The organism is Bacillus sp. A015 (genome assembly GCF_053851875.1).
In genome coordinates this window covers 21,930-35,371 of the sequence record NZ_JBSPZB010000010.1, presented here as the reverse complement: position 1 = coordinate 35,371, position 13,442 = coordinate 21,930, and the positions used below count along the sequence as shown (strand labels likewise).

General features: G+C 40.6%; 11 protein-coding genes and 1 pseudogene. 11 read left to right on the top strand and 1 reads right to left on the bottom strand.

All coding sequences use genetic code 11. The annotated features are described in order from the left end of the window. Positions 1 to 13: 13 nt before the first annotated feature. A pseudogene (locus tag ACSLGF_RS10420) lies at positions 14 to 723 on the bottom strand (site-specific integrase); the annotation flags it as partial. 209 nt (positions 724 to 932) lie between these two features. On the opposite strand from ACSLGF_RS10420, the gene ACSLGF_RS10415 reads away from it, so the two are divergent. From ACSLGF_RS10415 to ACSLGF_RS10365, 11 genes are all read left to right on the top strand, one after another. Next, the gene (locus tag ACSLGF_RS10415; RefSeq protein WP_456005077.1) at positions 933 to 1,313 is read left to right on the top strand and encodes a hypothetical protein; all 381 of its coding nucleotides are present in this window, start codon (positions 933 to 935) and stop codon (positions 1,311 to 1,313) included. A gap of 16 nt (positions 1,314 to 1,329) precedes the next feature. Then, positions 1,330 to 1,905 (top strand): VanZ family protein, encoded by a 576-nt coding sequence (locus ACSLGF_RS10410; protein WP_456005074.1) that lies wholly within the window; start codon positions 1,330 to 1,332, stop codon positions 1,903 to 1,905. 599 nt (positions 1,906 to 2,504) lie between these two features. After that, complete coding sequence (locus ACSLGF_RS10405; RefSeq protein ID WP_456005072.1) at positions 2,505 to 4,097, top strand: histidine kinase N-terminal 7TM domain-containing protein; 1,593 nt, start codon at positions 2,505 to 2,507, stop codon at positions 4,095 to 4,097. A gap of 255 nt (positions 4,098 to 4,352) precedes the next feature. After that, complete coding sequence (locus ACSLGF_RS10400; protein ID WP_456005069.1) at positions 4,353 to 4,808, top strand: DUF6376 family protein; 456 nt, start codon at positions 4,353 to 4,355, stop codon at positions 4,806 to 4,808. 106 nt (positions 4,809 to 4,914) lie between these two features. After that, positions 4,915 to 5,220, top strand: coding sequence for a metal-sensing transcriptional repressor (locus ACSLGF_RS10395; protein ID WP_456005066.1), 306 nt, complete (start codon positions 4,915 to 4,917; stop codon positions 5,218 to 5,220). An 84-nt stretch (positions 5,221 to 5,304) separates the two neighbouring features. Next, complete coding sequence (gene copZ, locus ACSLGF_RS10390; RefSeq protein WP_048237448.1) at positions 5,305 to 5,511, top strand: copper chaperone CopZ; 207 nt, start codon at positions 5,305 to 5,307, stop codon at positions 5,509 to 5,511. Between the two features lie 81 nt (positions 5,512 to 5,592). Further along, positions 5,593 to 8,028 (top strand): heavy metal translocating P-type ATPase, encoded by a 2,436-nt coding sequence (locus ACSLGF_RS10385; RefSeq protein WP_456005064.1) that lies wholly within the window; start codon positions 5,593 to 5,595, stop codon positions 8,026 to 8,028. A gap of 299 nt (positions 8,029 to 8,327) precedes the next feature. Then, positions 8,328 to 9,605, top strand: a complete 1,278-nt coding sequence (locus ACSLGF_RS10380) for a cation:dicarboxylate symporter family transporter (protein WP_099728521.1) — start codon at positions 8,328 to 8,330, stop codon at positions 9,603 to 9,605. Between the two features lie 18 nt (positions 9,606 to 9,623). Continuing rightward, the gene (gene aspA / locus ACSLGF_RS10375; RefSeq protein ID WP_456005061.1) at positions 9,624 to 11,069 is read left to right on the top strand and encodes an aspartate ammonia-lyase; all 1,446 of its coding nucleotides are present in this window, start codon (positions 9,624 to 9,626) and stop codon (positions 11,067 to 11,069) included. 117 nt (positions 11,070 to 11,186) lie between these two features. Then, positions 11,187 to 12,503 carry a sensor histidine kinase gene (locus tag ACSLGF_RS10370; RefSeq protein ID WP_456005058.1) on the top strand — a complete coding sequence of 439 codons (1,317 nt, stop codon included), beginning with the start codon at positions 11,187 to 11,189 and terminating at the stop codon, positions 12,501 to 12,503. Beyond that, positions 12,500 to 13,432 carry a response regulator gene (locus ACSLGF_RS10365; protein ID WP_456005056.1) on the top strand — a complete coding sequence of 311 codons (933 nt, stop codon included), beginning with the start codon at positions 12,500 to 12,502 and terminating at the stop codon, positions 13,430 to 13,432. The genes ACSLGF_RS10370 and ACSLGF_RS10365 overlap by 4 nt, the downstream gene beginning before the upstream one ends. Positions 13,433 to 13,442: the final 10 nt, after the last annotated feature.

Genomic DNA, 13,442 nt, shown 5'->3' with positions numbered 1-13,442 from the left:
GAATGCAGTCGTATCAAGGGTTTGAAAGCCCTTGATACTGGTTTGGCATCATTTTAGAAATTTCTTCTTCCATGAAAGCTATAACTTCCTTTTGTTTGGAAGGGGGTATAGGTGGCTATAAGTGTTGCAACATCTGAGTGCCCTAAACGATTGGCTAGCACCAAAGGATTGCAATTTTTATTTATTAAATATGAGGCATGAGAATGTCTGAATTCGTGAATTACAATTTTTCTGACATTCGATTCTTTTAAATATTTTGCATAACGTCTGTCGATAGTGCTGGTAGCTATACTATCGTAAAACGTTCCAAAAACTCTATAATCATTTTTAACTGGCGCTATTTTTTCAGCGTCATTTTTTATGCCCTTTAATAGATGCGGCTGTTTTTGAAGGGGTAATTTCTCTAGTATACTCCGTCTTATTAATGTCTATATAATTTTCTTCAAAATTGACATCAGCCCACGTTAAGGCAAGCAACTCTCCTTTTCTCGCTCCACTAAAATAAAGCGTGGAAAAGAATGCTTTGTGCAATGGATCCTCCACCACACTTATAAATGTTTTAAACTCTTCAAATTCCCAGTAATTCAACCTTTTATTAACAGTCACTTCAAAATTACCAACTACTTTCGCCGGATTATTCTCAGTACCATGATACTTCGCTGAAAAGTTGAATACGGCAGATAAGGTAGAATGGATTTTTTGGGAATCACGAGCGTATTTATTGGTCATCGTTTCAATTAAGATTTCTATTTATAGGAACAGTTCTAGCTCGTAGACTCTTAAAGAGGACACTTCTAAATTAGTTATGAGAAGTTTTACAAATAAATCAATATTCAAAAGCACACATAACTTTAAAATTAAACTAACTTTAAAGTTATGTAACATAAATCTTTGCTATAATTAATGTAATTATATTGAAGGAGTGGTAAGAAGTGAAAATTAAAAAGGTTTTAATGGCTGTTGTCCTATGTTTAAGTTTATTGACCCCTATAGCTGTTCAAGCAAAAGAAGATCCATCGAAATTTACCTTTGAGTTTAAACATCAACTTACGTCTAGAAATTGGAGTTTAAAAGGAAAGAACATTAAAATTTCAACGACTAGTGATACTTATGGACAAAAAGGCAGTTTTAAAATTGAATTGTATCGTAATACTGGATGGTTTTCAAGTAAATATGTGGGTGTGAAAAGTTTTACAAAAGAAGGAACCACTACAAATGTTTACTCTAATAAGACGTCTGGAAATTTTTATATGATTTTTAAAAAAGCCCAAAGTAGTGTTTATACTGGTGGGCGTGGAAGAATTACAAATTAGTAAGAAAGGTGATTAAATGATTACCAATGGTTTAGCTATTTTCATTGGTTTATTGATGTATATTATATTTATTTTGTTTCGAATTTACAAAATATTTATATTGAAACAAAAATTTTACCCAATTGAAAAAAGTATATTTATTTTTGGTTTTTTTGCTTATATTAGTGGACTTTTATATGTTACATTATTTCCTATTCCTATAGATGTGGATTTGATTAATGATCGAATTTCTGAGGGGTTTGAGGAAGAAAATAATTTTATACCGTTAAGATCCATTATAAACATAATTAGTGAAAGTTCTTTGACCACTATATTAACCCAAATTGGAGGTAATTTATTATTATTATTTCCTTTGGCAATATTTATCCAATTAATTTTTAATAATTTATCTTTGAAAATAAGAGGTGTATTCATAATTGGTTTTCTTTCATCACTTATTATAGAGATGAGTCAGCTAACAATCTCAAATTTAATCGGTTTTACTTACAGAAGTTTTGATGTAGATGATTTAATTTTAAATACACTCGGTTTTTTTATTGGTTATTTATCATATAAATTTGTTTATCCAATAAGAAATTTATTTTTTGAGTGATAGGAAATCTTGATGCTGTTTTGAAATCTATTATGGTTATCTAAGCTTGTAGACAAAGTCTATAAGCTTTTTTGTATAATAATTATCTAGGAATAAATATGTAATTACAACGTGAAGAAGAAAGGAAAAAGTAACTAAAATCAGTGGCTTTAGATGTGTTAATTTCTGAAGATTTTCTTGTGCAAAAAAATTGAAAATACAATTCTAGTCAAGGTCCTTACTAGGCTGCAATGGATTCCATGTTACGCTGAAAAAGAAGACAAAGGGCTAAAATGAAAAATATTTGATTATTTGTTTACTGTTTATAGTAATTAAATCAATTCCGTGAATTGAATATTTATCAATATTTGAAAGATCACTTATTCTTTTTGAACCTCCTCATCTTTTATCCTAAGCTTACATAGATATTTGCTCCATCACAACATGCCTTTCCTTAAAATTAAGCAAAAATAGTAAAAAGATTGGATCTTCATGACAAGTAATCGTCTGAAAGTAGACAAAAACCGCCAACCAAATCAAAATCCCACCTTCCCATTTGTGATATCCTCATATATAGTAATATTAGACTAGTTCTAAATAACTGAAATTGGGGCGTTTACATGGATTCGATTGTTTTCCATTTTATTGTGATCATGAGTGTTTCTGGCATTCTGTCCGTGATATTATCAATCATTGCTCATGCAAATCGTCATCGGTATATTGGCTGTCAATTGTTTATGTACATGTCTGGGGCAACTGCGATTTATATTTTTGGGTATACGTTTGAATTATTGGCGCGTACTCCTGAAGAAATCATGTTCTGGGTTTGTTTTCAATACATAGGTCTACCGTTTATCGCACCGTTCAGCCTCATGATTGTGCTGCAATTTACGGGTTTCCATCAATATTTTACAAAGCGCCGCGTGCTTCTCATCTTACTGATTCCATTTCTCACAACCATTATGGTGTTCACCAACTCTTTTCATTCACTCTTTTATCGAAGCATCACGATGCATACAGTAGACGGATTTTTATTGGCTGATTTTACGATTGGCTATTGGTATATCATTCATGGGGTCTACACATTTGGCTGTTCAATGCTCGCTATTTTTATGCTGCTTTGGTTTTTACGGGTAACGAAAAAGGAATATTTAAAACAGATCCTGACCCTGCTCGTTGGGCTGTTTTTGCCAATCACGACCTCTTTTATCTATTTATTAGGCGTAACCCCTTTTCACATTGATCCGGTACCTGTGGTGATGTTTTTAACCAATGCGCTATACTTATGGGCGATTATGTCCTTTCAGCTCTCTCCCATTGCGATGGAGCGTGTGTTTGAGCATATGACAGAAGGGGTTCTCATTTTAGATCGATACCGGACACTCATTGATTATAATCCGGCTGCTGCGACTATCATTCCTGCTCTTTCTAAAAAGGGAATCGGCTATAAAATCGACGATATTTTTTCAGGGGAAATCAAAGAGGCGGCGTTTATTCAGTGGCTGCGTTCTCCGCAGGATCATGCGCAGTATGATTTGATGTGGGAAAAAGAAGAGCCCTTCTATTATCAACTGACTGCTTCTTCGTTATTTAATAGAAGAGGCGAGATCGAGGGCAGGCAAATTGTGATCAGTGATGTAACAGAGCAGCGTTTGCTGCAGGAAGAGCTGGAGCGCCGTGCGTATATTGATGGTTTGACGAATATCTTCAACCGTTCTTCTTTCATCGAACGAACGCAGATGTTATTGGAAGAGGATGCGCAGGATACCGCCATTTTGCTGTTTGATATTGATTTCTTTAAACAAATTAATGATACGCACGGACATCATATCGGGGACGAGGCACTGCGTCATGTCGTCTCCATTTGTCAGCAGCATTTAAAAATGGATGATTTATTCGGCCGATATGGGGGAGAAGAGTTTGCCATTTGTCTGCCACATCATTCATTTGAAGAGGCATGTCATATCGCGGAACAGATTAGACATTCGTTTGAAGCAAGTTTCCTTCAGACTAATGAGAAAAAGGTACGAGTGACAGCGAGCTTTGGAATTGCTCATACAGCCTATGATCCTCATGTATTAGAAACCCTTCTATTTGAGGCGGATCAAGCCTTGTATATGTCAAAACGCCAAGGACGGAATCGGATTTATGCGTCAACTGGTGCGGACTACATGCTGTATCAAGAACAAGATCTGCCGCCAGCTTCTCATTGACTGTTGTTCTGACTTTAGATATGATAAACATAACATTTGAACGGTTTCCTAAAGGGGAGTAGCTTTTACGGTTTGGTCGTCATTACAGAAACACACGTTGTTTCTCGGCCATTCCGGCATGAACATGTTAGCCAGACCTTTGCCTATGACACATGAGGCAAAGGTCTGGCTTTTTTGAGGTCCCTTTGCATCTGTGTGATAGGGGAGCAGGACAAATGAGTGTGTTCACCACAGCAGATGAAAGGATGATCGATCTTGAAAAAATATGTGATGGCTTTCCTTTTTTCCGGCACGCTTGTGTTAAGTGGATGTTCCGGCTTGCTTGATCAGGTCAACGATACGACGACATATGTCACAGAGGCAAATAAGTATGTGACTGACATTCAGCAATTTACGGAGGACTTTCCAAAGCTCGCTGAAGAAGCTGTAAAAAATGCCGCCAAAAAAGCAGAATTGACGCAGCAGCTTGAATCATTGAAGGCAGACATTCAAGAATTTAATGAACTGACAGCACCAAAAATAGCGGAAGATCTGCATGCGCAAATCATGGAAAAAAATAAGGTGCTGTCGGAGGAAATTCAAACCTATTTACAGCAATTGAAAGCTGACAATATCGATGCTGCAGCCATTTTAGAGGACCAGCAAGGGCTGATCAAGCAGCTTCAGCAGTCCGTCAGCCTTTTACAGGATATTGAACAATTAACAAACTAGGACAAACCCAGCTCTTAGACCGGCATTCAGCATATCTTTGCCTTTTCCGGTGGAGATATGCTTTAATTTAGTTAAAGACAAGTCATAATAGAAAAAAGGTGATCACATGACAGAACATGAAGAAAGACATATTGCTTCGCCTAGAGCCGAGAAGGAAAAAAATCAATTAATCAATCGCTTGAAACGAGTGGAAGGACAAGTTCGAGGGATTCAGCAAATGATTGAAAATGATCGTTACTGTATAGATGTCGTCAATCAAATTTCTGCTGTCAATGCCGCTTTAAAAAAGGTCAGTCTTCAATTAATGGAAAAGCATACACATCACTGCGTAGCGGATGCTATTAAGAGCGGCAACGGGGATGAAGCCATTGAAGAGTTAATGAACGTCTTTACGAAACTGACAAAATCGTAGCACATTAAGCATCATTTATGTTTACAATGATACCCTACTAGGGTATAGTAAAGTGTAGAAAATGATTGATGGAGGCGATGAGAAGTGGAACAAGCAACACTTCAAGTGCAGGGCATGTCTTGCGGACATTGCGTGAAAGCTGTCGAAGGAAATGTAGGAGAATTAACAGGTGTTGAATCTGTGAAAGTCCATTTAGACAAGGGACAGGTGGAGGTTTCTTTTCATCCTGATCAAGTCACGTTACACCGAATCTCTGATGTGATTGAAGAACAGGGATATGATGTCGTATAAATGATATACGTGCTGCATGTGACAGCGCGTATTTCTTTCAAAAAAAGATACCCCCATGGAGTATGTGAAGAGGTGAGATGAATGAAAAAGGAAGTTGATTTTCATATTACGGGAATGACCTGTGCTGCCTGTGCAGGACGCATTGAAAAGGGTTTGAACAAGCTGGAAGGTGTGGATGAAGCCAATGTGAATTTGGCACTTGAAACATCTCATATCGTATATGAAACGGAACAACTATCACCAGATGATCTGAAGAAAAAAATCCAATCTCTTGGCTACGATGTGGCGATGGAGCAAGCAGAGTTTGATATAGAGGGAATGACCTGTGCGGCTTGTGCCAACCGAATTGAGAAAAAAATCAACCGATTGGACGGTGTCGATCACGGATCTGTAAACTTTGCGCTTGAGACACTTCAGGTCACATATCATCCGGACCAAACGTCTACAAGCGACATAAAAGATGCCGTTCAGTCCATTGGGTATTCACTAATGGAACCAGCTGGAGATCTAGCAGAGGAAGGGAAAAAAGATCATCGCCAAGCAGCGATAGAGAAGCAAACGGCACGCTTTTTATTCTCGGTGATCTTGTCACTGCCCCTCCTTTGGGCAATGGTCAGCCATTTTTCTTTCACATCCTTTATTTGGCTGCCAGAAGCGTTCATGAATCCATGGGTTCAGCTTGCATTAGCAGCACCCGTTCAGTTTATTGTCGGCTGGCCCTTTTATGTAGGTGCGTATAAGGCTTTAAGAAATAAAAGTGCCAATATGGATGTCCTTGTGGCACTTGGGACATCAGCTGCGTTTTTCTATAGTTTATATGAAAGCATTCAGTCAGCGGTTCAAGGCACACATGAGGCAGCACTCTATTATGAAACAAGTGCTGTGCTCATTACGTTGATTGTGCTCGGAAAATTAATGGAAGCAAGAGCAAAAGGGAGATCATCAGAAGCGATTCAAAAGCTAATGGGCTTACAAGCAAAAGAAGCTGTTATTGAGCGAGATGGGAAAGAGATGACCGTTCCTATTTCTGATGTGAAAGTGGATGATCTTGTGTTTGTAAGACCAGGTGAAAAAGTACCGGTAGATGGAGAGATCATGGAGGGAACAACAGCGATAGACGAGTCCATGATTACAGGAGAAAGTCTGCCTGTTGATAAAACCGCAGGAGATGCGGTCATTGGGGCAACCATCAATAAAAATGGGTTTATCAAAGTGAAAGCGACAAAAGTGGGGAAAGAGACGGCCCTTTCACAAATTATCCGAGTGGTAGAACAAGCACAAGGCTCAAAAGCACCGATTCAAAGAATGGCTGATCAAATATCAGGTGTATTTGTCCCTATTGTTGTCGGAATTGCTGTGCTCACCTTCCTTATATGGTTTTTCTTTGTTGATCCAGGGAATGTGACTTCAGCACTTGAAACCTTTATAGCGGTCATAGTCATTGCATGTCCGTGTGCGCTCGGTCTTGCTACACCAACCTCTATTATGGCTGGCAGCGGCCGTGCGGCTGAATCAGGCATTCTGTTTAAAGGCGGAGAGCATTTAGAAGTGACCCAATCACTGGACACGGTGGTTTTAGATAAAACAGGGACTGTGACAAAAGGTGAGCCGAGTCTTACAGATGTGATGGCGTATGCAAATTGGACAGAAGATACGGTGCTTCAGCTAGTAGGATCGGCAGAACAGCAGTCGGAACATCCACTTGCCCGAGCGATCACAGACGGAATGAAGGAACGAGGTCTTGAAGCGGCCGAGGTAGAAGACTTTCAAGCAGATCCTGGCCATGGCATTGAAGCAAAGGCCGCCGGGCACCAGCTTTTGATTGGAACGCGGAAGCTATTAAAGAAACATCATATCCAATACGATCAAGTCGAAGCATCCGTGACTGCGCTGGAGGAGCAAGGGAAAACGGCTATGCTCGTCGCCATTGACGGCGAAATCTCCGGCATTGTCGCGGTGGCAGATACAATCAAATCATCCTCCCCTCAAGCCATCGCCCGGTTGAAAGAGCAAGGGATTCACGTTGTCATGATGACAGGGGATAACAAGCGCACAGCAGAGGCGATCGCAAGACAGGCGGGCATTGAGCATGTCATCGCTGAAGTTCTGCCTGAGGAGAAGGCTGCTCACATTGCAGCGCTTCAGGAACAAGGAAAGAAAGTCGCCATGGTCGGAGACGGCATCAATGATGCACCAGCCCTTGCGACAGCAAATATTGGGATGGCGGTTGGAACAGGTACAGACGTTGCTATGGAAGCGGCAGATATTACGCTCATGACAGGAGACCTCCATGCCATTGCAGATGCGCTTGAGTTTAGTAAAAAAACGATGAGAAATATTAAGCAAAATCTATTTTGGGCGCTTGCCTATAACTGTATTGGGATACCGGTAGCTGCATTCGGATTCCTTGCCCCATGGCTTGCAGGAGCGGCAATGGCCTTTAGCTCCGTGTCGGTTGTTCTGAATGCGCTCAGATTGCAGCGGTTGAAACCTGTAAGAGAGGGAGTGGCAGAATGAAGCTGAATGTCAAATGGATTTGGACATTGAGTGCATTGATCTATGTTGCTTTCGTACTCATTGGATATGCCATATATGATGAATTTTATGCAAATCAAGATACGCCAAGTGAACAGATCATTAAAACTTCGCCAAAAGCGAAGTCTTTTTTTAACAATTTTGTGGAAAAACCCACCTTTTTAAAGATTTTTCATAAAAAATTCATTTGTTTTTGTTCCTTTTTGTCGTTTTTTGTAGGTTCATCGTTAAGATGCGATTAAGCAACAAAGAAAGCGTTATCAAAAAAAGGGGGTTCACGTATGAAAAAGTTAGGGTTAGCTTCTCAAATACTCATTGCACTTGTTCTGGGTGTTATCGTAGGAGCGCTGTTTTATCAAAATGAAACCGTTATTAATGTGTTAACGCCAATTGGCGATATATTCATTCATTTAATTAAAATGATCGTTCTTCCAATTGTTATTGCTGCATTGATTGTAGCCGTTGCAGGTGTAGGGGATATGAAAACCATCGGAAGACTCGGCGGAAAAACGATCCTTTACTTCGAGATTGTCACAACGATTGCATTAGCAGTTGGACTGCTTGCAGCGAACTTCTTCCACCCTGGTACAGGAATTGATATGAGCAACATGGAAAAGGGAGATATCTCGAAATATGAAGAGACGTCTAAGGCTTCTTCCGAAAAAGCTAGTTTCTCTGAAACCATTGTGCATCTTGTGCCAACAAACGTTTTCCAATCAATCGCAGAAGGTGATCTATTACCAACCATCTTCTTTACAGTTTTATTCGGATTAGGAATTGCCGCAGTAGGAGACAAAGGGAAACCAGTGTTAGGGTTCTTTGAGGGCATACTCGAAGCCATGTTCTGGGTGACCAATAAAGTGATGAAGTTTGCACCATTTGGTGTATTCGCACTCATCAGTGTGACGGTGATCAAATTCGGGGTCGGGGCGCTCCTCCCACTAGGTAAACTTGTACTTGTCGTTTACGGCACAATGGCATTCTTCGTCATTGTCGTACTTGGCATTATTGCAAAATTGGCTGGGACAAGCGTCTTTACACTATTTAGAGTGTTAAAAGAAGAAATTATTCTTGCATTCTCAACAGCAAGTTCAGAAGCTGTACTGCCTAGATTAATGGACAAAATGGAGAAGTTCGGCTGCCCGAAAGCGATCACGTCGTTCGTTATCCCAACAGGGTACACCTTTAACCTGGATGGAAGTGCGATCTATCAATCCATTGCCGCCATATTTGTTGCCCAAATGTACGGCATGCCGCTTTCCATTTATGAGCAAATTACGTTACTATTAATCTTAATGCTGACATCAAAAGGTATGGCTGGTGTACCAGGTGCATCTATCGTTGTTGTCATCACGACACTTGGTGCAATGGGACTTCCGCTTGAAGGACTTGCCTTCATCGTTGGGATCGACCGTATTCTTGACATGGTTCGTACAACAGTGAACGTATTTGGTAACTCACTTGCAGCGATTGTGATGTCTAAGTGGGAAAAAGTATTTGATCAAGAGAAATCGAAAAAGTATATTGAGGAATTAAAGCAACAAACAAAAGCAGCGTAAAAAAGGAGATCTTTTCAAATGACGAAGCTACAGGATAAGCAAGTTCGAATCGAACGAGACTTTCTAGGTGAAAAGGAAGTAGACACGCAAGCATATTACGGAATTCAAACATTACGTGCAGTGGAGAACTTTCCAATTACAGGCTACCGTATTCATGAGGAACTCATCAAAGCATTAGGGATTGTCAAAAAGGCAGCCGCACTTGCAAATATGGATACACAGCGACTTTATGCTGGTCTTGGAGAAAAAATTGTTCAAGCCGCAGATGAGGTCATCGAAGGAAAATGGAACAACCAATTTATTGTCGATCCAATTCAAGGCGGGGCTGGCACTTCAATGAATATGAATGCCAATGAAGTCATTGCAAACAGAGCGCTTGAACTACTAGGAAAGGAAAAAGGCGCTTATACTGAGCTGAGTCCAAATACGCATGTGAACATGTCGCAGTCAACAAACGACGTTTTCCCAACAGCGATTCATATTTCGACATTGAATATGATTGAAAAGTTACTTTATACGATGGAAAACATGCATCAAGTCATGACTGAAAAAGCGCAGGAATTTGATCATGTGATCAAAATGGGACGTACGCATCTTCAGGACGCTGTTCCAATCCGACTTGGTCAAGAGTTTAGTGCCTATGCAAAGGTTCTCGCTCGTGATATTAAACGCATCAAGCAGTCTAGACAGCATTTATATGAAGTCAATATGGGTGCAACAGCAGTCGGAACTGGACTGAATGCAGATCCTAAATACATTCGTCAAGTAGTCGGCTATCTATCTGATATCAGTGGATTACCATTAGTTGGAGCTGATGACTTAGTCGATGCAACGCAAAATACGGATGCTTATACAGAAGTATCTGCTGCGTTAAAAGTATGTATGATGAATATGTCCAAAATGGCGAACGATATTCGTTTGATGGCTTCAGGTCCAAGAGCAGGCTTTGGTGAGCTTCATTTGCCGCCTAGACAGCCAGGTTCATCGATCATGCCAGGGAAAGTCAACCCAGTGATGCCAGAGGTCATGAACCAAGTGGCGTTCCAAGTCATCGGGAATGATCATACGATCTGTCTTGCATCAGAGGCTGGTCAGCTTGAACTGAACGTGATGGAACCAGTCCTTGTGTTCAACTTGCTTCAATCTCTCAGCATCATGAAAAATGTATTTGAGTCCTTCGTAGACAACTGCTTGCGTGACCTAAAAGCAGATGAATCTAGATTAAAAGAATATGTAGAAAAGAGTGCTGGTGTCATGACGGCGGTCAATCCGCACATTGGTTATGAAGCTGCTGCACGAATTGCCAGAGAAGCGATTCTTACAGGCGTATCTGTACGTGAGCTTTGTCTGCAAAATGATGTTTTATCAGAGGAAGAGCTTGATGTCATCTTAAACCCTTTTGAAATGACAAAACCAGGTATTGCTGGCGCATCACTTTTAGAAAAGGATCGTTTAGAAGATTAAGCTGCATCATGATAAGCGCACACCGACAAAGTTCCGGTGTGCGCTTTTTCATGGACTGTTTGTTTTTCTCAAGATCACATAGTATACTATCGTCAATTATTAGGGATGTGACTGCGTTTGAATCTACTGAAAAAATGGCTGAATACAGAGCCTTATTTAATTGTGATGCTCATTGTACTGACACCGATTGGCGGAGAGCTAAAATTTTATCCGTTTGATGACAGCTTTCGGGTCAGCTTTGGGACCGTTGTCTTTTTCTTTATTCTGCTTCAAATGAAAAGATTCCCGGCATGGGCAAGCGGAATCATTGCAGGGGTATCTGTTTTTGCGTTTCGGGTGCTGCTTGATACAGCCGTGACAGGCCACCTGCCGCTGGAAGAGGCGGTTTCATTAAGGTTGCCTTCCCTGCTTTATTATGTCGTCTATGGCACGCTTTTTTATTTATTGCAGGTCAGACGTTTCCGCGATAAGCCTTGGCTGATTGGGGCGACAGGCATCATCATGGAACTGTGCGCGAGCGTTGTTGAGATGGTTGCGCTTCGAGGCACCATTGATGAAATTTTAACGGTGCGGACGCTGTTTCAACTATTTGTTTTGGCGATTTTTAGAAGCTTTTTCGTATTGGCTTGTTATACAATGATTCGGTTATACGAAGAGCAGGCGAGAGAGCGTCAGATGAAAAAAGAAAAGGAACATCTGCTTATGCTGCTTTCGAACCTTTACACGGAATCTACATACTTTCATAAGACACTTGCACATGCTGAGCACATTACAGCTACATCCTATCAATTGTATCAATCCCTTCATCACGCAAAGGATGCGGAATCATTGGATTTGAAAAAGCTTGGAAAAACAGCCCTGCAAATTGCAGGAGAGGTGCATGAAATCAAAAAGGATAATCAGCGGATTTTTTCTGCTTTATCAAAGCTGATTCATGAGGAGAAATTTCAGGAGTATGAAAGCCCTGCCCATATTGCTGGGCTTGTGATTCGTATCCATGAAAATTACGCAGAATCACTTAAAAAAAACATTGTCTTTCACTATGATGAAGAAGGGCAGCATCCCGTCTATCATGTGTATACCATTCTATCTTTGTTAAATAACATAGTATCTAATGCCGTTGAAGCTATTCCAGTCGATGGAGAGGTGTCACTATCCATTTCGCGGGAAGAGAAAGATGTGATCTTTGAAATCAGTGACAATGGGCCTGGCATTAAAGAGAGAAATCATCATGTGATTTTTAAACCCGGCTTCACTTTAAAATACGACCAGGCGGGGAATCCATCAAGCGGTATCGGACTTTCCTATGTGAAGGATACAGCGGAGAAGCTTGGCGGAAGGGTTGAGATGAAGAGTATCCCAAATAAACAAACGATTTTCACATTAACGATACCAGTTGATCAAGTCAGTAGAAAAGAGGGGATTGGGAGATGAGATTTTTTATTGTCGATGATGATGAAGCCGTTCGTTCTTCACTGGCTCAGCTCATTGAAGATGAAGAGCTTGGCATTGTGGCTGGAGAAGCAGAGGATGGCGCAGAATTAACTGCCAGCTACTTAAATGATTTGCACATTGATATCTTATGTATTGATCTTCTGATGCCGGAAAGGGACGGGCTTGAAACGATTCGAGCAATCAAGGATGAGTTTCATGGGAAATACTTAATGCTGTCACAGGTAGAAACAAAGGAATTAATCGGACAGGCCTATGCGCTTGGCGTCGAGTATTATGTGACAAAGCCGATCAATCGGGTAGAAGTCTTAAGTGTGCTCCACCTCATGATTGAACGTCTTCATTTAGAGCACTCGATTGAAAATATTCAGCACTCGCTCAAATCGGTGATGCAGTTCCAGCAGCGGGGCCAGACGAAAACGAAGCAGCGGGGGAAAAGTCTTGCAGAGGCAGGTCAGTTCTTACTGGCGGAGCTTGGAATTGTCGGCGAGAAGGGGTCTAAAGATTTATTAGATATGATTCTCTTTACAGATCAGTATCTAGCGTTACATGCCGATCATCACGATTCCTTTCCTTCTTTGAAGGTCATTTTCACCGGGATCACGGAGGATAAATTAAATGAGCCTTACACATCAGCAGACATCGCAAGAGAAGCGAAGGCAGCGGAACAGAGGGTAAGGCGAGCGATCAACCAATCATTGAAACACATTGCATCGCTCGGATTAACGGATTATTCCCATCCAAGCTTTGAAAACTATGCATCTAAATTTTTCGATTTCACCATTGTACGAAAGAAAATGAGTGAACTGACAAAAGAGTCAAACGGAAGAGAAGCACACACCCGCATCAATGTGAAGAAATTTGTGCAGGTGCTCTACTACGAAGCAAAGCGTATTTTTATGGAAGATTAAAAAAAGACAT

Bases quoted from the DNA above. Each gene is read 5' to 3' on its own strand.
- ACSLGF_RS10410 (WP_456005074.1), top strand. From the start codon at position 1,330: ATGATTACCAATGGTTTAGCTATTTTCATTGGTTTATTGATGTATATT.
- ACSLGF_RS10405 (WP_456005072.1), top strand. From the start codon at position 2,505: ATGGATTCGATTGTTTTCCATTTTATTGTGATCATGAGTGTTTCTGGC.
- ACSLGF_RS10395 (WP_456005066.1), top strand. From the start codon at position 4,915: ATGACAGAACATGAAGAAAGACATATTGCTTCGCCTAGAGCCGAGAAG.
- ACSLGF_RS10385 (WP_456005064.1), top strand. From the start codon at position 5,593: ATGAAAAAGGAAGTTGATTTTCATATTACGGGAATGACCTGTGCTGCC.
- ACSLGF_RS10380 (WP_099728521.1), top strand. From the start codon at position 8,328: ATGAAAAAGTTAGGGTTAGCTTCTCAAATACTCATTGCACTTGTTCTG.
- aspA (WP_456005061.1), top strand. From the start codon at position 9,624: ATGACGAAGCTACAGGATAAGCAAGTTCGAATCGAACGAGACTTTCTA.
- ACSLGF_RS10365 (WP_456005056.1), top strand. From the start codon at position 12,500: ATGAGATTTTTTATTGTCGATGATGATGAAGCCGTTCGTTCTTCACTG.